At 43.8% G+C, this 20,134-nt stretch carries 14 protein-coding genes and 1 tRNA gene; 10 read left to right on the top strand and 5 right to left on the bottom strand.

From position 1 onward, the window contains the following. Positions 1-29: 29 nt before the first annotated feature. A complete protein-coding gene (locus F6K46_RS05195) occupies positions 30-2,825 on the bottom strand; it encodes a PAS domain S-box protein (protein WP_293053454.1) in 2,796 nt (931 codons plus the stop codon). Between the two features lie 333 nt (positions 2,826-3,158). After that, complete coding sequence (locus tag F6K46_RS05190) at positions 3,159-3,848, bottom strand: C40 family peptidase (RefSeq protein WP_293053457.1); 690 nt, start codon at positions 3,846-3,848, stop codon at positions 3,159-3,161. A 578-nt stretch (positions 3,849-4,426) separates the two neighbouring features. Between F6K46_RS05190 and F6K46_RS05185 the strand changes: the two genes are divergently transcribed. Further along, positions 4,427-5,545 carry a hypothetical protein gene (locus tag F6K46_RS05185; protein ID WP_143727857.1) on the top strand — a complete coding sequence of 373 codons (1,119 nt, stop codon included), beginning with the start codon at positions 4,427-4,429 and terminating at the stop codon, positions 5,543-5,545. 140 nt (positions 5,546-5,685) lie between these two features. Here the strand turns inward: F6K46_RS05185 and F6K46_RS05180 are convergent. Continuing rightward, positions 5,686-5,774 (bottom strand) — tRNA-Ser (locus tag F6K46_RS05180). Between the two features lie 505 nt (positions 5,775-6,279). On the opposite strand from F6K46_RS05180, the gene F6K46_RS05175 reads away from it, so the two are divergent. From F6K46_RS05175 to F6K46_RS05165, 3 genes are all read left to right on the top strand, one after another. After that, positions 6,280-7,644 carry a glycosyltransferase gene (locus F6K46_RS05175; protein ID WP_293053460.1) on the top strand — a complete coding sequence of 455 codons (1,365 nt, stop codon included), beginning with the start codon at positions 6,280-6,282 and terminating at the stop codon, positions 7,642-7,644. Positions 7,645-8,070: 426 nt separating this feature from the next. Further along, complete coding sequence (locus tag F6K46_RS05170) at positions 8,071-10,356, top strand: polysaccharide biosynthesis tyrosine autokinase (protein WP_293053463.1); 2,286 nt, start codon at positions 8,071-8,073, stop codon at positions 10,354-10,356. Positions 10,357-10,809: 453 nt separating this feature from the next. Next, positions 10,810-12,915, top strand: coding sequence for a thioredoxin domain-containing protein (locus F6K46_RS05165; protein ID WP_293053466.1), 2,106 nt, complete (start codon positions 10,810-10,812; stop codon positions 12,913-12,915). Between the two features lie 31 nt (positions 12,916-12,946). Here F6K46_RS05165 and F6K46_RS05160 read toward each other — a convergent pair whose 3' ends face one another. Next, positions 12,947-14,632 (bottom strand): penicillin-binding protein 2, encoded by a 1,686-nt coding sequence (locus F6K46_RS05160; RefSeq protein WP_293116823.1) that lies wholly within the window; start codon positions 14,630-14,632, stop codon positions 12,947-12,949. A 214-nt stretch (positions 14,633-14,846) separates the two neighbouring features. Further along, entirely contained in the window at positions 14,847-15,380 is a 534-nt protein-coding gene (locus tag F6K46_RS05155; RefSeq protein ID WP_293053472.1) for a hypothetical protein, read from the bottom strand. A 413-nt stretch (positions 15,381-15,793) separates the two neighbouring features. On the opposite strand from F6K46_RS05155, the gene F6K46_RS05150 reads away from it, so the two are divergent. From F6K46_RS05150 to F6K46_RS05125, 6 genes are all read left to right on the top strand, one after another. Continuing rightward, a complete protein-coding gene (locus F6K46_RS05150) occupies positions 15,794-16,027 on the top strand; it encodes a hypothetical protein (protein WP_293053475.1) in 234 nt (77 codons plus the stop codon). A 291-nt stretch (positions 16,028-16,318) separates the two neighbouring features. Further along, positions 16,319-17,488, top strand: a complete 1,170-nt coding sequence (locus F6K46_RS05145; protein WP_293053478.1) for a transposase — start codon at positions 16,319-16,321, stop codon at positions 17,486-17,488. A gap of 129 nt (positions 17,489-17,617) precedes the next feature. Further along, positions 17,618-18,214: an RloB family protein gene (locus tag F6K46_RS05140; protein ID WP_366664683.1), complete on the top strand. Its 597-nt coding sequence runs from the start codon at positions 17,618-17,620 to the stop codon at positions 18,212-18,214. 140 nt (positions 18,215-18,354) lie between these two features. After that, positions 18,355-18,825 carry a DUF6174 domain-containing protein gene (locus F6K46_RS05135; protein ID WP_293053216.1) on the top strand — a complete coding sequence of 157 codons (471 nt, stop codon included), beginning with the start codon at positions 18,355-18,357 and terminating at the stop codon, positions 18,823-18,825. Between the two features lie 406 nt (positions 18,826-19,231). Then, positions 19,232-19,939 carry a hypothetical protein gene (locus tag F6K46_RS05130; RefSeq protein WP_293053219.1) on the top strand — a complete coding sequence of 236 codons (708 nt, stop codon included), beginning with the start codon at positions 19,232-19,234 and terminating at the stop codon, positions 19,937-19,939. A gap of 13 nt (positions 19,940-19,952) precedes the next feature. Continuing rightward, positions 19,953-20,096 (top strand): hypothetical protein, encoded by a 144-nt coding sequence (locus F6K46_RS05125; protein ID WP_293053222.1) that lies wholly within the window; start codon positions 19,953-19,955, stop codon positions 20,094-20,096. Positions 20,097-20,134 lie beyond the last annotated feature (38 nt).

The raw sequence follows: 20,134 nt of genomic DNA, 5'->3' as shown, positions 1-20,134 counted from the left end.
CCTACTCCCTACTCCCTACTCCCTACTCCCTACTCCCTATTTTGGTTCGTAGCAAAGTGCAGCGGTAGGGTAACAGTAAATGTGGTTCCCACCCCAACTTCACTGTTTACAGCAATTTTAGCATTGTGCAAGTCTAAACATTTTTTGACAATTGCTAAACCCAGTCCAGTCCCAGGGATACTGCCAACATTACTTGCTCTTTCAAAGGACTCAAATAGTTTCTCTTGGTCTTTTATAGGAATGCCGATCCCCTGATCTTGAACCTGGATTACTGCGGTCGAAGAATTGCAATTGAGTTCAAATTTGATCGTACCTCCTTCTGGAGAATATTTAATCGCATTTAAGAGCAAATTGTTAACAACATGACTCAAGAGTCTTTCATCGATTAGGGCATCTTGACAGCTACCATGACTAATGAACATCAGGTTATGCTTAGAACCCAGGTTAATTTTAATATTTTCGAGTATGTCCTGACACAAAGCCACTAAATCCATGGATTCTGGTTCAAACTTGAGTTTACCAGCATCCGCTTTCCCAATCGTTAGAACATCATCCAAAAGTTGAGTCATCCGGACCACAGCATGCTGAATCTTATCATGGTGCTTCTGTTTTTTCTCAGGGGACAATTTTTCCTGATAGCGTTGCAGCATTTGAGCAGAAGATTGAATGGTAGTCAGTGGCGTGCGAAACTCGTGAGAAACTAATGAAACGAAACCTGATCGGAGTTGACCCAGTTCTTTTTCCTTAGCCAATGCATTAAGAATATCTGCTTCTGCTTGCTTGAGTTCAGTGATATCCCTTCCCACCGCCTGGCATTCGATAAATTGGCCATGTTCATCAAACATAGCTCGATCACTCCACTGCTGCCAGCGAATTTCTCCAGAGTCGAGAAGAACTCGGTGTTCGTAAGTGTTGATCGGATTATCTACGGAAAGAGAACGGAAGTTCCGGGTAACAATGTCTTCGTCTTCCGGAGGCATTTTTGGCAAAAATACTTTCCCTACTAATTCAGAGCGGTCTTTGTCAAAATAGCGGCAGTAAGCATCATTGACAAACGTTAGGGTGCCATCAAGTTTCAAGCGACAGATCAGTTCAGTTTGATCTTCAATGATGGCACGAAATCGTTCTTCACTGTGTCGCACCGCCTCCTCTGCCTGCTTGCGTTCTGTAATGTCTTCAACCATGCTCAAAATACACAGGATTTCTCCTGCTTGATTTCGCATAGCCATCATGGTTAAATTACCCCAGAGGGTATCTTGATTCTTTTTACGGTAACGTATTTCTAACTTAAAACTATCAATTTCTCCTTGTATGACGTGCCTAATATAAGGCTTGGCTTGTTCTAGGTCTTCAGGATGAGTAATTGCCAAACCATTGAGAGCCATTAGTTCAGACTTGGTGTATCCGAGCATTTCATAAAAAGCCCGATTCACCTGAATAAACTGATAATCCAAATCTGACAGTGACATTCCAATAGGTGCTTCATCAAACACCCGTCGAAATTTTGCTTCTTTTTGGTCTAACGCGGCTTCTGTATTTAGTCTCAATTGCTGATAAGCTTGCCGTAGTTCTACCTCTGCCTGCTTGCGCTGGGTAGTATCTTGGATAATCCCGATAACTTGATAAATATTTCCTTGCTCATCTAGCAGGGGAATATAGGTAGCGAGGACAGTGAGTCCACCAACCTCTGGCAAAGTCAAAGTCAGTTCTTCCACTTGTGGCATCCGGGTTTCCACAGCCTTTTGTAGCAGTTTCACATAGATATCCTTAAATACAGGAGGATAGATTTCCTCGTCAGTGTGACCCAGTAGTGGTGAATCAGCCACTCCAGTTAGTTTAACCCCTTGTTGATTGATAAACTGGAGCCGCCGCTGGGCATCATAGATAATAAATGTACCGGGATAATTATCCACTGCTAGGCGAAATCGTTTTTCGCTTAGGCGTAATGCCTCTTCTGCCTGTTGGCGCTCCGTGATGTCAACAATTAACCCCAGCAGACGATTGAGATTACCTGAACTATCTAGGTAAAACTGTCCTTTGTTCTCAACGGTGATGTATGTGCCATCCTTCTTACGGATCCGATAGTCAATATCAAAAGGCTCTTTAGTGACAATCACCCGTTCAATGGTGTGTCGGTATCGTTCTAAATCATCAGGATAAATTAATTCATCCCACCCTTGCCCAGTGTTGGTGAGTTCTCCTGGGTAATAACCCAATACTTGTTCAATATTGTGACCCCAAATCAATTCATTGGTCTGGGTATTCCATTCGTAGAGCAGATGACCACTAATTTGACTAACCGCTTCATAGCGATAAACCCATTCCGTTAATAGAGCAAAGTCACTTTTGAAGTTTTGCTCATCTAGATTTAGATTTTCAAAGCCCTTACTGCCTTTATAGGAGCCAGTAGAGTTACCATAGTCCAATCCCGATTCTAGCTGTTTAATACTAGTGATATCTTTAGCAACAGCATAGAGAAGACCCTGTTCATCCTGTGAAATTCTCCAAGCGAGCCAACGCAAGCTACCATCTTTGTGGTATAATCTATTCCGGTATTCGACTAGTTTTCCTTGACCACAATCACGAAGGGCATTGAGAGTAAATTCCCGATCTTCTGGATAAATCCACTCAATCCAAGGTCGCGATCGCAATTGGGAGCAAGTCCAACCTAGAACCTTTTCCCAAGCCGGATTAAGTTGTTGAAAATATCCGTTTTGACCAAAGGTGCATAATAGATCAAGTGATAAAGAAAACAAGATCTTTAGGGCGGACTCTGCCTCTGCCATTGTTTCAGTACTTTTGATGTGAGACTGAGTGGTGTTCATTGCTGGGCTCGATCCGTCAGGAATTCTACAGATAAGCTAGGGATACATCTACCCACAGTCTTCCCTCAATAATCAGTATAATCACAAGATCATCAGCAGGAATATTTTAGAAAGCTCAGAAGATTTCTCTGAGTAAAGGAAATTGTGAGGACATTTTGTGGTAATGTTTGTTAGTCTTTTGCCCTGAAGCCCTGCTGAGAGCTTTATAGTAAGCCTGATTAGCATGTTCTCTTCGAGCAGTACGGTGGTAAATAACTGTGGTAGATAACTGTGCTAGATAACTGTGCTAGATAACTGTGCTAGATAATTGTGCTAGATAATTGTGCTAGGTGACTAGGGCTGATAACTTGTCACAACTCGCCCAGCTCCGTAGCGCTGTCGGTAATAATACTTTGTTATCTCATCCCCTTGTTCTGAAAGCTGGTCAATTGCAATCCCATTTCGACCATGATCAATACCCGAACTATGAATGTAATCACCATCACCTAGATACAATCCTACATGGTTAACTTTTTGACCGGTAGCGAAAAAGACCAAATCCCCTGGTTGTAGTTGCTCCATTCTAATGGTTTGGGTGAAAGCTGCTTGCTGATAGGAATCTCTGGGTAACCAAATCCCCGATGCCGCAAAGGCTGCTTGCATCAGCCCTGAACAGTCATAGTTGGGACCTACTGTACCCCCCCAAAGGTAATAGGGATTTTGATCCATTGCTGCTTTAGTAAACCCAATCACCGCTTTCATTCGTGCTTGAATTTGAGCTGGAGACAGAGAAATGGGGCGATAAGGAGTCTTAGCTATCTCCAGTAGAGCCAAATCCGACACAGGCAACCAACCAGAATAGTTATCTTCGCACAGACGTACTTCTAAGGCATTACCGACAGGCGGGACAGACTTGACCCGCAAGTGCCTTCCTGTAGCTGCTTGCGTTGTCAAACCCTTACAGTTGGGCGAATCATAGAGGTTGAGATTACCACGACAGTAGTATTCTAAATCATTGGCTCGTAATTGCTCAAGCAAAACCATAGTATAGGAAGGCGGAACTTACACTCAGATTATGATCCTTTTCTAGAAGGATGAACAACTAGGAAGATTCAGCAGTGAAATCAACCGTTGCCCGTTGACCAACCTTTCCCTGACTGCCTCATGATCAAGTTACTCTAATCGAGCGCCTCGGGATCTGGCAAGTGGACTTACGCCACTCAGCGGTGCGACCCCGGTCGGGTTTCCCGACAAGCGTGAACGCGCACCAAGAGAGAGGAAAAATCAGGAGCCAACGCCAATCGCTAATTTCCGATCGGGCAACCGAAAATAGAGAATTACAGAGGTTTTAGAGGTTTAGATAGCTAAGTCCTGTGTTAGTAGTGATGTTTACGCAGGGCAAAACTAAAAGCCAAAATGAGGTTATTCTGCTCTTTGTATCTGGTAAAGTTGGTCGGATGAGTAGACTATCCTAGGATTGGGTTCAAGTTCTTGAGTAGCTTATCTGATCTCAATGGCTAGCAGCTACAAGTTACTGACCAAGAAATATAGCTTTTAGCTTTTGCCTAACTGCTAAATTTGTTACCCCTAACCAATGACCAAGTAGTTTTTGAGGAGTGAGTGTGAAGAGTAATTTTCCTAAGACCCTTTCGATGCAACTGAGTATGGCAGTATTGACGATGGTCAGTTACCAGCTGTCTGCTACTGCTGAAACACCTAGCTATAATTCATCGGTAAAGCAATTTACCCAGACAGCAGCAGCGGTCAGACCTAAGCAATTAGCAGCAGCTTCCACCATCACACTTGACCCTAATCGATTTAATCCGGAAACTACACAGACTCCTGAAAATATCTTCAGACCAACTAGTCTGCTATCAGGCAATCTCAACACTATCACTGACCATCAAGCTAATTCCCGTTTAGGGCAATTGGACAGGATAGGAGCAGCGGTTCGTGCTACTAAGTCGGTAGGGTCTCCTAATGAATTGGTCAACCGCTCCCAATTCAATGGCTCAGTTGCACCAATTGCTGACTATACAGTCACACAAAAGCAGGTACCATTAGCCAATTTAGAAACTATCCAGTATCCTGGTAATCTCTCCAAACAAGACCTAGAAGCGATCACTGAGCAATCCCAAAAACCTTCTCAAGAGTTCAATAATCCTGTGGTAGCTCCACCGAGACCAGGGACTTTAGCGACATCTGTAGCAGCTCTAAACATACAACTAGATCCAGCCAGCTCTCCCACCTCAGAGCCAACCTCCTATGAAGTAGGCACCCCTGTAGCTCAAAGAAACATTGACCCTACTGGCAAGAGCCTCGGGGTTGGAAACTATATCGGAATTGGCGGTCATATCGGTTTTACTGATGATGGCACCAATATTGGTCGAGGTGGCTTTATGATTAACGGCAAATACGATTTATCCCCCACCCTATCAGTGCGTCCTAGCATACTAATCAATGATGATGCTACCTTTGTGATCCCAGCCACTTACAACTTTATTTTCCAGGATGAACCGTTTGAGCCGCCTACTTACTCAGCTTTTGCTGGTGCTGGTTTGGCTTTTTCTACAGGTGATGAGGACAATGTCGGTTTAATCGTTACTGGTGGTGTTGATTGGCCATTTGGACCCAATTTTGTTGCCAATGCTGCTTTAACTGGTGGAATTTTCGTTGATGGTGCCACAGATCTCGGAATTTCCTTTGGCATTGGTTACAGCTTCTCTAACTTTGATAGGTAGACAAGGGACAGATCTAAGCAAAGGAGGGATAAGATACCGTGATGGCGCATCTTATGCCTCCTTTTTACAAAGACCTAGGTAGAGTTAATCAAATTTTCTAAGCAACGAAAGTTTTATTTTTGCCAGTTGAGGATACTCAACGGAGAGGGAGGGATTCGAACCCTCGGATAGGCCTGAACCTATCAACAGATTAGCAATCTGCCGCTTTCGACCACTCAGCCACCTCTCCAAGGTGATGTCAATCCATAATAGCACATTTTTGAAGTTGTCAACTGCTAGTAATGTAAATTTTCTGATTAGAAACCATCAGCGATCGTTCACACTACTACAAACATGGGGGAAACCCCCAAGACTGCGCTGCCTTCCCAAGACCGTAATGGTGCGCTTACAGTCGTCCAATTAAATTCGCCACGGGTCGCACCTGAGGCATCGCTGAATGATGCACTATTTTTAAGTGAGGGACATTCAGCCAGCTATAAAGACCTGTGTGAAATCCCAGAAGCATTTCAAGAAGCTAACACAAGCTACCATATAGTGCCGGACTTAAGTTATCATTATATATAAATAAATTGTTAAGATTTATTTACTTCCATCCACTGATGTGTTAAGCACACCTGAGAAGTTAAAATTTGTTAAGTGAGTGTGTAAAAGCTCGACGCTGAGGGTTTAGCCGGATAGAGGTCAGACTCCCCATACCTGAAAACCTTCTGTAAGCTCCAACATCAAAAAAGCCTATGAATACGAAAAATACACAGCACATTGCTCTGATCTCCGTTCACGGAGATCCAGCGATAGAAATCGGTAAGGAAGAAGCTGGAGGACAGAATGTGTATGTGCGCCAAGTGGGTGAAGCTCTTGCTAAGCAGGGGTGGCAGGTCGATATGTTTACTCGCCTCTCCAGTTCCAATCAAGCCACAATTGTTGAACATACTCCGGGTTGTCGCACTATTCGCCTAACTGCTGGTCCAAAAGCATTTGTGCCACGGCAAGAGATTTTTGAATACTGCGGTGAGTTTTTAACCGAATTGCTTAAGTTTCAGGAGCAATCAGGCATTACCTACTCAATAGTACATACAAACTACTGGCTTTCGGCTTGGGTGGGTATGGAGTGGAAGAAGCGTCAATCCCTTCTTGATGCAATAGCGAGTGGGGGAAACCAACGGCAGTCGCTCATGGGGGGAACCCCCAAGACCGCGCTGCCTCCCCAAGACCGCGCTGCATCGCTCATTCAACTTCACACCTATCACTCCCTAGGCGCAGTTAAATACGAGTCAGTAGAAACAATTCCGAAGATTGCTGCTACTCGCTTGGAGATAGAAAAAGCAGTGCTAGAAACAGCAGAACGCATTGTGGCTACATCTCCCCAAGAACAAGAACACATGCGATCGCTAGTTTCAAGTAAGGGCGACATTGATATTATTCCCTGTGGTACCGACATTGACCGATTTGGCAAGATTAACCGCTTAGAAGCACGGCAAAAACTTGGACTTAGCCCTGAAAACAAAATCATCTTTTACGTGGGACGGTTTGACGAACGCAAGGGCATTGAAACCCTAGTTCGAGCTGTTGGTTCGTCCCAGCTACGGGGTGATGCTAACTTGAAGCTGATTATTGGTGGTGGTTCTCGTCCTGGTGAGAAAGATGGTATGGAACGCGATCGCATTGAAGGGATTGTAGCTGAATTAGAACTGCAAACTATCACTACATTTCCTGGACGCATTCCTGATGAACTACTGCCAGCTTATTACGCTGCAGCTGATGTTTGCGTAGTACCAAGTCACTACGAACCTTTTGGTTTAGTTGCCATCGAAGCCATGGCTAGTGGCACCCCTGTGGTAGCTAGTGATGTCGGTGGTCTTCAGTTTACCGTTGTATCTGCAGAAACTGGCTTACTGGCACCACCTAAAGATGCTGGTGCTTTTTCGGCTGCTATCGATCGGATTCTCTCGGATCACGACTGGAAAAATCAACTTGGCTTAGGGGCAAGAGCAAGGGTAGAAAATATGTTTAGCTGGAATGGTGTTGCCCATCAGCTGAGTCAGCTCTATGAGAGCTTGCTGGAAGCCAAATCAGAGAATTTGGCAACAACTAGTGCCTGAAATCTATTGGGCACATTCATTCCGTGGCAATCAGGATAGATGTCAAAGGTTAAAGGATTAAGTTACGACCCTAGTATTCCTTTTGCCTTTTTGCATGGGTCCTATTCATCCTGATGGGTGGTATAACTGTTGTATCTGTAAATTGGGAAAGTTTGGTAAATTGGATATCCTATATGTTGGCAAGCGATTGCTTCGTGAGTCCGGAATGATGTTACATTAAATTTCTTGTTTTGACCTTCAAGCAAGGAAAATAAAAGGTTATTGCTGTTCGCGTAGCGTAGCCCTTCGGGCTAATCGATATTGATCACAAAACCAGGCTAATCATTCCCGATGTTCCTGTAACTAGCATGTAACTAGGGTTTATGCATCCTACCAGTTATCCAATCTCCAATTCCCAATCCCCAAGTAGCAAGAAGAACTTGAATTATGGGTTCCCAAGGAGCTTATAAGCCATCCCTATCTAAGCATAGTGGTCAACAGCAGTATCGATCTTCTCCACAACTAACAGGAGGAGCCTATGAGTTGGAAGCCAGCAAACTCGATCTGCGTCGTATATTAGCTGCTGCTCGTCGTCGAGCTGTCTTGATGGCAGGGGTGGCCCTTACTGTGACATCCGGAATTATTGCCAAAACTTTAAGTGCAGTTCCGATCTATGAAGGCAAATTCCAGCTGTTACTCGAACCCATATCTGGTGAAGACCCGTTGGAGTTGCAGGCAAAACCCGGGGTACATAGCATTGCTGCTCCAACTAAAAGTTTCGACTATGACACTCAAATTCAGGTATTAAGCTCTCCTCAGGTTATGTCTGAGATTGTGGAGCAAATTCAAACCCAATATCCAGAAATAAACTATCATACTCTCCGGGAAGGAATGATGGTATCCCGACTGCGAGAAACCAAAATTTTAGAAGTTGCCTACCAAGATTCAGACCCCGAAAGAATTCAATTTGTTTTGGAAAAGGTTGCTCTGGGCTACATCGAGTACTCTAAGCAACAACAACAGGCTAGCATCAAACAAGGCATTCAATTTGTCTCGAATCAGCAGCCGAAAATACAAGGACAAATTAATCAGCTTCAGCTACAACTCCAGCAACTCCAGCAGAAGTACAACCTGATTAATCCACAACTTCAGGGTGAACTGTTGACGAATCGGGTCAATGCTATTGTCGAACACAGACAAGCTACCCAAACTCAGCTGCGAGACATGATTATACTGTATGGGAAACTCAAAGGTCAGTTGGGGCTATCCTCACAGCAAGCGGAAGCAGTAGCTAACCTGATCGCAACACCCCGTTATCAACAATTGCTCAACCAACTTTCTAAAGTAGAAGGTCAGATGGTGTTGGATTTAGCAGAGTTCAAGGAAAACCAATCTACCTTTGAAGGATTAAGGCAACAACAGCAAAATTTACTCCCCCTGTTAAGCCAGGAAGCAGAAAAGGTGATAAATAGCCGTATTCAGGAGTTGAGTGGCAATGCTCAATCGGGTTCCTCAAGTACAGTTCGCCTGAATTTGATTCAGCAGCTAGTAGAGACAGCGAACCAAATTAAGGTTTTAGAGATGCGCCAGGTCGCAATCGCTAAAGGGGAAAGTCTGATCAGTGAAAAACTTAAACAGCTAGCTGTGATTGCCGATCGATATACAGAACTCAAGCAGAAGATTGAGGTAGCAACAGAAAGCCTAAACCGCTTTGAGTCAGTTCGGGAAACTTTGGAACTTGAATCAGCTAAAACCAGTATCCCTTGGCAGACAATTGTTGAGCCGCAACAACCTGAAAAACCAATATCCCCAAATTTGCCTGATACTTTGCTCCTAAGCGCAGCCGCAGGGATAGTTGCAGGTGCCACGGCTGGGTTTTTAGCAGAAAAGTTACATCATTTACTTAACAGCACTGACGATATCAAAGAGTATACTCGCTTTCCAATATTAGCAACAATCCCCTTTAACAAAGAACTCCAGAAATGCACTACCGTTACTGGTGTGGGCATAATACCCGAGCCAGAAGCCTCAGCTCCACAACTCGGTGTGGGATCTGGTAGTTACCAGATTTCTCCTGTTTTAGAGGCGTTTCGCTCTCTCCAAGTTAATCTCCAATGTCTGTATTCTGAGAAACCCATTAGCGCTATAGTGGTAACTTCTGCTGAACCAGTAGATGGTAAATCCACTACGGCTATATTCTTAGCCCTGGCAGCAGCAGCAATGGGGCAAAAGGTTTTACTGGTGGATGCTAATCTGCGCTTTCCTCAGATTCATCAGAAGATGGATTTACCTAATTTATGGGGACTGAGCGATGTTATTTCTAGCGAAATCAAGGTTGATGATGTTATTCAGCGATCGCCTCTAGAGGAAAATCTCTGTGTTCTAAGTGCTGGTCAAATTTCCCCCGACCCCACCAGGCTTCTCAATTCCCCAAAGATGGAGAATTTAGTTCAATATCTCAAAGAGCGGTTTGAGCTGGTAATTTTTGATACCCCTCCCCTACTTGGTCTGGCGGATGCTAGACTTCTGGAGCCTAATACCGATGGGATATTGATGGTGGTAGGTTTAGGGAAAGCTAAGCAAATTTTGTTCAAAGAAGCTCTCTCGGAATTGAGAATTGCTCATAGCAGAGTTTTGGGTATCGTTGCTAATGGTTTAAAAGGTTACACTACCGGTAGCTATGATTACTATCATCATTACTTTGGTAATACTCTTGAGGAAACCAAAGTTTAAAACCAAAGTTTACTAGTGATTCATCATTGGTCATGGGTGATTTGTATCTACCGATACTTTTTAGCTACCAAAATCTACTTTGCCGATTTTAGCCCACGCTCTGCAAGCTGCTCTCGCAGCCAGGGGGTATCTCCCAAGGCCAAGATCGGTTTTGTTCCGCTCTTGGCGCTATTATCTGTGTTTAATAGAAAACGCAACCACTATCATGGTTTGCTTTGGTTTTCGGCTTCAATTCAAGTTACAGAATGTTTTCAATGACACTAGAAAACTAATCATTGTCTAACATATTTTTGTAGATACTGCCAGATATTTGGAGAAAATCGTCAACAGTGGCTAGCCCTCAGAACAAAGAGTGAATTATAAATAACTAACGACAAATAACTAACGACAAATACATCAATGATTCACTACTCACCAAGGTAGACTGAAGGGGAAGCGACTACTGAAGCTGTCATGACTAACCGCCTTGCCCAATCCCAAAGCCTTTATCTACGTAAGCATGCTGAAAATCCGATCGATTGGTGGCCTTGGTGTGAAGAAGCGCTATTAACAGCAAGAAAACAAGATAGGCCAATTTTCCTGTCTATCGGTTACTCTAGCTGCCACTGGTGTACGGTGATGGAGGGCGAAGCGTTTTCCAATCAGGCAATTGCCAAGTATATGAATGCTAATTTTCTTCCGATTAAGCTAGACCGGGAAGAAAGACCCGATATTGATAGCATTTACATGCTAGCATTGCAGATGATGACAGGTCAAGGAGGCTGGCCCCTTAATATTTTCCTGACACCGGATGACTTGGTACCCTTTTATGGAGGTACCTACTTCCCAGTGGAACCACGCTACGGAAGACCGGGGTTTTTGCAGTTGCTCCAATCAATTCGTCGCTTCTATGATTTAGAAAAAGGTAAGCTTAACAGTTTCAAAGAAGACATCCTGGGATACCTCCAACAGGCAGCAGTACTACCCGAATCAGAGCAGCTTGGTGATGATTTGCTCTTTATCGGTGGTCAAGTTAGTGTGGGTGTCGTTAATGCTCTCAATCCAGGTCCACGTTTCCCCATGATTCCCTATGCCAGTATGGCACTACGGGTTACTCGCTTCGATTGGGCATCGGAGTATACCCCAGAGCAGGCTTGTGCACAGCGGGGACTAGACTTAGCCAAGGGCGGTATTTACGATCATGTGGCTGGGGGGTTTCATCGCTACACAGTTGACCCCACTTGGACAGTACCCCACTTTGAAAAAATGCTCTATGACAATGGGCAGATTGTGGAGTACTTGGTAGATTTGTGGAGTGCAGGGATTCAGGAAGCCGCTTTTAAACGAGCGATCGCAGGAACAGTTCAATGGCTCAAGCGGGAAATGACCGCTCCGAATGGTTTCTTTTATGCTGCTCAAGATGCAGATAATTTCGCGACCCCAGCAGACAGTGAACCTGAAGAAGGGGCGTTTTATGTCTGGAGTTATTCAGAACTAGAACAACTGCTAAGCCCATCGGAGTTTACAGCAATTCAGGAAGAATTTACTCTGACCAAAGAGGGCAACTTTGAAGGCAAGAATGTGTTGCAGCGCCGTTACTCAGATCAGTTTTCCCAGAACACTGAAGCTGCTTTGGCTAAACTGTTTGAAGCACGTTATGGTGCCAAACCGGATCTCCTGGAAACCTTTCCACCAGCCAAGACCAATCAAGAGGCAAAAACCCGGAACTGGCTCGGTAGAATTCCACCAGTAACGGACACCAAAATGATTGTTGCCTGGAATAGCTTAATGATTTCTGGTCTAGCGCGAGCCTATAGTGTGTTTCTTGAACCGGACTATTGGCAACTAGCAACTGTTGCTGCTCAATTCATCCTCAATAATCAATGGGTAGCAGGACGATTCCACCGACTAAACTATGATGGTCAACCGGCAGTGCTGGCTCAGTCTGAGGATTATGCTTTGTTTATCAAAGCTTTGCTAGATTTACATCAAGCAAGTTTGTCAGTAGAACAACCTTGGGCAAAAGGCCAAGGTTCAAATCTGCAACCGATGAACCTGTCACCGGCCAGTTGGTTAGAGAAAGCTGTTAAGGTTCAGGAGGAGTTTGATGAATTGCTGTGGAGTGTGGATAATGGTGGTTACTATAATGCTGCCAGTGACCCTAGTGATCAACTGTTAGTAAACGAGCGTAGTTATACGGATAATGCGACACCATCTGCCAATGGCGTAGCGATCGCTAACCTAGTACGTCTGGCTTTACTCACTGAAGATTTGCGATACCTTGACCGAGCAGAAGAAGCCTTGAAAGCATTTAGTAGCGTACTCAACACATCCCCTCAATCCTGTCCCAGTATATTTACTGCTTTAGATTGGTACCGCAATTGCACTCTGATTCGCGCTGGTGCTGACCAACTTACCTCCCTGATCTGTGGGTATTTCCCCGTCAGTGTTTATCAATTAGATACCCATCTGCCAGATTCTGTTATTGGTTTAGTTTGTCAGGGACTTAGTTGTAAACCAGCAGCCAGTAACATTAATCAATTATTAGCACAGGTGCAGACAAGTCAAACCAGAGCTTGAATTGTACTCATTTGAAAACAAAGTTGCCCTACTACCGGAAGTTTTGAGACGATGGTGGAATCTGCTCAATGGCAATCAGTGCTTCTATAACTGATTTGACTAATGGTGCAGCTACGGTAGAACCAAAGGCATTGCCTTGGGGTTCATCCACTACTGCTAAGATGACATAGCGGGGAGATTCTACTGGCAAAATTCCCACAAAGCTGGTGATCTTGGCATCGCTGTAATAGCCCCCATTAGGACTGGCTTTCTGAGCCGTACCGGTCTTACCACCAATCCGATAACCAGGAATACGGGATGCCTTTCCAGAACCATCAGTTACTACAGTTTCCATCATTTCCACCACTGTCCGAGTAGTGTTGGGGGAAAATACTCGTCTCGGTGCAGGACGGCGTGGTTGCCAGTGGGAATTCCCTTTGGTGTCAAACAGTCCGCGAACCACATGGGGAGTCACTAGCTTACCGCCATTGGCAAGGGCACCTAGCATCTGAGTTAGCTGAATTGGGGTTAAGGAAAAGCCTTGACCAAAGGAAGCCGTAGCTGGTTCAATTGGGGAAACTTTAAATTTGTACTTACTTTTGAGCTGTCCAGCCGTCTCAGCTGGTAACTCAATTCCTACTTTTTGCTTTAAGCCTAGCTTCTCTAACCAGTCATAGTAAACCTCAGGTTTCATCTTTTTCATCATCCTCACCATGCCCACATTGCTGGAATGTTGCAGAATCTTGGTGGGATTGATCATCCCGCGAGCGCCTACTGATTTATAGTCATGGTTGAGAATCGGCCATTCGCCAATTTGAATCTTACCAGTGTCGTTGAACAAGCTTTGGGCTGTAATGATACCAGTTTCTAATGCGATCGCAACGTTTAGGGGTTTGAATGTCGAACCAGGTTCATACAAGTCTGACAGCGCCCAATTTTTAAACAAACTCACATCGAATTTGGAGTACTGATTGGGGTTGTAGGTTGGCTCACAAACTAGGGCTAACAACGAACCATTGTTTACATTCATCACTAGGATACTGCCACGCTCTGCATTAAACTTCTTGATGGTTTCCTTCAGGGCAGAGCGAGCTGCTCGTTGCAGGCGACTATCGATAGTTATTTGTAGCCGCAGGTCATCAAGGTGCATAAATCCTTCTGGCACATGACCTGGCATCAAGGCTCCATTGCCAGCACGGCTCAGTCGGATGTTTTTTATCTCCCGTTCTAGGAACTTTTCTTGGGTGTATTCTAGACCCGCTTGACCCAGATGATCGAAAATGTTTACATAACCCACCACATCTGATGCCAATTCATTTTGGGGATAAAAGCGGGAGTATTGTCGAATCAACTCTAAACCATCTAAGTTCAACCGAGCAATTTGGTCTGCGATCGCTTCTGGGATCGTATTGCCCAAGCGAATACCACTCTTACGTTTACCGAACAGCTCCTCCAAATCTGTTGGTGTTTTTTTGATCATCGGAGCCAGCAAAGCAGCAATTTCCTGTAAGGATTTTTTGAACAACTTCGGGTGAGCATATAAGGTATAGACAGGTCGGTCGATGGCTAAAACATTGCCCTTGCGGTCAACAATAGGACGGCGAGGTACAAAGGGCCGCATATAGACCATTTGCTGCCGCCGTGCTTTTTCCTCTAGGGACGATCCCTCTGAAACTTGCAAACGGTATAAATTTAGCAACAGCCCACTGCCGCCTGCCATCATTATTACCCATATCATTAGCAGTCTCAAACGGTTGTTTCCCAGTGACTTACCGGGCTTCATAAGGTTTTACCTGACTATCATTTTTAACAAATATACCTAAATAAATATACTTAAACAGACACACTTAATTAAATGTATTTCAATAAATATACTTATAAAGATATACTTAAATAAATATACCTAAACATAGTTTTTCCTACCCCCATTCGCCCTATACCTAGGCAAAAAACTAGTAACCCAGGGGTGTGATTTTCTTGGGTTTTGGCTCAGGAGGTTTCGTGAAAGCGGTAAATGGCTGGCGCTGAGGACGTTCAGGAGCTCGTTTGAGAAAAATTGTATTACTTGGATTGGGAGTAACCAGCCCTGTAGCTGGATTTTCAGCCTGTTGAGCGAGTTGATCTTTAATCACTTCGGTTGTTGCTGTCATATTGCGCTCATCTCTTTGCAGCTCCTCTAGCTTACGATACTCTTGGGTCCATTGTTGCTGGCTGTAAACTGTCCAGGAATAAACGGTGACAGCAGTAGCAATTAGTGTAAATGTTACTATATCTGAGCCAAGTTTTAAAAATAGTAAGGCTTTCAACAAAATTGGTGTTTGCTGCTGCAAAACACTCACGTTTTCAACCTTTGGCTTAGGGTTTTTCGGTGACATCATAGTATGTGTTGGTGGTCGTGCTATCCTAGAACGTTTGTCTTTTGAAATAGCCAATGATTGCTGAGACCGATTTCTTTGACTACGAGCAGAGCGAGGAACAGCATTCATAAAAAACTCCTTAGTTGTTGGAAACACCTATGGGAAACCGGTAACTTTTAATCAGGGCAGGAAAACAATCTAGTGGCCGAGACTTCAGAGGTCTTAGGCTGGTCAGCTAACTCAAGAAGCGCTGCTGACCAGGATTAACTTGGTCGCAGTTTGACTTAAAGTAAGCCTAGAAAGATGATGCTAGAACGCACCTATCTTAGCATCAGCTCAGATTCAAGAGAAATGGTTAGTTACCGACAGACGGGTATTTGTGATATCCTAAAAATTGGTGGTAAAAATCAGAAAAAAACCTGAGCGCACCAATAACCCTAGCTATCACCCTAAGGTTAGAGCAAAAAACCAATCCCATCAATAGAAATTATTCCTGTAAATCAATCACACAGCCACACTGATTAATCCAGACGCCACAGGCAGTGCTGAATCGGTTGAGCTTTAGGGCGGCAGCCCCGCGCTGTACCCGTGCTTGGTCAGCGTCTCAAAGTTACCGTAAGGATAGTGGAGCCTTTATGGTTGGTCGGTTATGCATAAAAGAGGTGCGACCCGTGGCGAATTTAATTCGCCTAGCGATGCAGCGCGGTCTTGGGGGTTCCCCCCACTCGCTATTGCATCAAGACAAGGAAAGCGCACCTTTGGTGAAAACTTTATGATTAAGGCTCCACTAACAATCAGGTTTCGTCTCTAGGAAGGATAGCCCGGTGATGGAGTGAAACGGAGTCACCAATTAGGAATCCTGGGGGATAGGGAAACGAGCTATCAAGCTTCTAATCAACTCAGAGGGGGTCATCCCTCTCTTATCGGCCTCCTGTTTTAATTGTCGTTTTTCAAATTCAGTTACTCTGACTATCAACTTTTTATCTTTCATCTTTTCGGTATTTTGGATTGTCATATGGATCCCCAAATGTTAGACTAACAATAGGTCGATAAGCAAGAGGACAAAAATGAGATATGCATATCAATACCGATTAAGACTAGCAAAGTCGCAAATTGCAAAAGTAGAGAAATGGCTGGACATGTTGCGTCATCAGTACAACTATTTGTTGGCAGACAGGTTTAATTGGTTTGAGCAGAATCGCTGTCCTATTAATTCTTGTCCCCTTGTTTGTCATTTACCAGATCTAAGAAATAACCCTGACTACTTTTCCCAGAAGAAAACTCTACCTCAGCTAAAGAAAGATAGACCTTGGTATAGTTATATTCACGCTCACGTATTACAGGATTGCGTAAAGAGAGTAGATCTGGCTTTTAAGCGGTTTCTTAAGGGAGATAGTAATGGGAAAAAGAGCGGAAGACCTCGATTTAAAAGTAAAAATAGATACAAGTCGTTTACTTTTCCTTCTCTATCCAAGAATCCTATAAATGGCAACATCTTGACTCTTCCAAAATTTGGCAAAGTCAAGATGATTTATCACCGACCTATCCCAGAAGGATTCAAAATCAAAACAGCTACCATAACCCGAAAGGCTGATGGCTACTATGTTACGTTGTCAATCCAAGATGATAGTGTTCCAGAGGTTATCCCAGTAGATAGCGTTGAAAATCCCATTGGGATAGATATGGGTCTCAAGTCTTTTCTTGTTAAGTCTGATGGTTCAGAGGTACCAATACCCCAATACTATCGAAAGGCTCAAAAACGGCTAAAGAAGATCCAAAAAGTTGTTAGTCGGTCTAAAAAAGGTAGTAACAACAGGAAAAAGGCTGTTAGCAAATTAGGCAAAGCCCATAAAAGAGTTGCTGACACTCGGAAAGACTTTCATTTTAAAACAGCAAAGGGATTACTAAACAATCATGATTTAGTAGCTCATGAAAAGTTGAACATTAAAGGTTTAGCGAAAACTAAATTAGCTAAATCTATATTAGATGCTGGTTGGGGTCAATTTCTGTCTATCTTATCAGTCAAAGCCATAAATGCTGGACTAATCACGAAGGCAGTGAATCCCAGAAATACCAGCCAAAACTGTTCCAATTGTGGAACGAAAGTCCCTAAAAAATTAAAAGACCGCATCCATTCTTGTCCTCACTGTGGGTTTACAGCGGATCGTGATGTGAATGCGGCAATAAACATATTGAATTTGGCGGTGGGGCGTCCCGTCAGCAGTAAAGCTGTGTGATTCGTTGGCTATAAACCTTATCCATAAAGGATTTGGGGGACTAGCCGCAAGGGTCAAACCTTGATAACTTGAAAACCATGTTATGCTCAGCTTGGACGTAGTCCAAATGTTGAACCAGCGAAACAATATATTCTAATCGTAGTTGAAGGTGAAGAAACAGAATACAACTACTTTAAATCTCTCAAGACATCCTTACAACTCAAAACAACAACAGTAGAAGTGGTTCCCGGTAAGGGTGGGGATCCTCTGGTGATCGTGGAAACAGCTAATAAGTGGCGCTTGCGCAACAAGCAGCAAAAGCAAAAAGGAAGAGAAGTAACCTATGATAAAATATACTGTGTATTTGATGGCGATAAACCTACCGAATATAAACAAGCGCTGGAACAAGCTAAAATCTACGGTATTATCGCTATCCCATCAATACCATGTTTTGAGTTTTGGTTTCTGCTACATTACAAATACACTGCTAAATCTTTTGAAAAATGCAAAGACGTAATTTATCAACTAAATTCTGAACTCAAAAAGGATGGGATTAAGGATTATGATAAAGCTAGGGATATGTACAGTGTATTAGAATCTAAACTCGATCAAGCAATAGCTAATGCTCAACGTTTGGAGAAATATCATTTGGAGGAACAACAGACGTTTAATATTGATTGTGCTAACCCATCAACAAAAGTACATCAGCTGGTTAAATACCTACAAGACCAGAAAGCCTTGATCTGACTATAGCATCAAGGGTCAGATAACGAGAGTCAGTAAGTTTTTGCCTCCGCCCCCCTACCGACAATGGCAACAAAATCACTAGCGGATTCGTCAACCATCCCGAATTATCATTGGTCACTCGACTCGGTGACTCGAACACTATGACGTTACACTCCAGACTCTATCGCTATTGTTGGTTAGGATTACTGGTGATGATTGTGCCACTTTCCGCTTGTGCTAGTGATCCTTCCCCTGAGCAGCTATTGGAACAAAACCAGCAACGTTGGGAAACTCAAAAGCTAGATAACTACCGGTATAGATTGCAGGTAAGTTGCTATTGTATTGGTGACGTCACTAAGCCAGTATTTGTAGAAATCCGTAATGGTGAAACGACTTCTATTGTTGCTGCTGATAGCGGCAAACCAGTTAATCGGAAATTTTTTGACAACTATGATTCCGTCTCGAAGCTATTCGATGTTGTCCAAAAGGCTATTGATCAGGATTATTATAAGCTTGATGTTACCTACGACCCTACCTTAGGTTATCCAACTAAAATCGATATGGACTACAGAGCAGAGATAGCGGATGATGAAAGAACTTTGACTATTGATAATTTGGAACAATTAAAGTAAGGTGGGCAAAGTAAGATCAGCTATCAGCTATCAGCTATCAGCTATCAGCTATCAGCTATCAGCTATCAGCTATCAGCTATCAGCTATCAGCTATCAGCGCACGCTATAGCAATTCTACGACTTGTGAGGTACAAATATCCGGGTTTTAGGGAGCAGGGAGCAGGGAGCAGGGAGCAGGGAGCAGGGAGCAGGGAGCAGGGAGCAGGTAAGAGCCAATAGTCAAACAATTATGTGTACCTCATGAGTCCTATAAACGCTATATACCGAAAAGCTTTTGAATAAAACAAGCTGACGGCTGACGGCTGACGGCTGACGGCTGAATGCTTACATATTATTTATAATCATCCAAATAATTAAACTGTTTTTGCCCACCCTACAAACTCTATCAAGAAATTATAAATAACTAATGAAAATTACACCATTACTGACACCTGTTGTGGTATGTTGTATTGTGACAGCTGCTCCGGTAGCGTTGGCGGATAGTCCCTTAACTAGTACTCCTTTTGCTAAGGCATATAAAGATGTTGATCTGATTACATATGCCTCGGTTTATGGACTTAATGATAAGGTTTTCCAAAACCTAAGCAACCCTAATATTACCCATGATGTGCGAGCAGCGATTATCAACCAACTTGGGTTTTCTGTTGAGCCAAGCCAGAGGGCTAATCAGTATCTTGAGTATATTGCTCGCAGCCGTAGTCAGCAGCCATCAACCATTACCCTTGAGATGTTAACCGCAGCAGAAGCCCTAGCGCTAGGGTATTTACTAGCGATGGATGACCCGACTTTGGAGAGTGCTGTTGCAGTAGTCAATCGCTCTAGATCAAGCAGTAGTCTGGGACAAGTTCAGCGAGCTAATGCTCTATTATTATTGGATGCAGCAGTTGTGAAGGATCCTGAGGATTTCTCTATTGCTTTCATCCGTAGCCTGGTTCGGGGACAACAGTCATTACGGGCAGGGATTGGGAATTGGTGTGCGGTTTACCAGAATGTTTTTTCGGTATTAAAGGACTTTCCCCGCCAACGAAACATGCGCCCCCAAGCGATTGATGTGGTTAACGATTATATTAGAGGCTACCGGAACTATTGTAATAGTCGCTCTATTTCTAGATGAGATGGGATTTGGAATGCGATCGGCGTTCGCGCAGCGTGGCCAAAGGCATCAGCCGCGCCAAAGGCGATTAGCCCGAAGGGCGTTGGCTAGCGATCGCAAAAGCTTATCCTGTGTTGTCTACAATGAGAGCGATCGCAAAATCCAATCGAGTTTCTAGTCTACAATCGAAGCGATCGCAAAAGCTTATCGAGTTTC

Origin of the sequence: Moorena sp. SIO3E8, assembly GCF_010692445.1 — a bacterium.
In the GTDB taxonomy this organism is placed as follows: Bacteria; Cyanobacteriota; Cyanobacteriia; order Cyanobacteriales; family Coleofasciculaceae; genus Moorena; species Moorena bouillonii.
The sequence above is the reverse complement of the archived record's forward strand: the minus strand, read 5'-3'. Positions and strand labels throughout refer to the sequence as shown.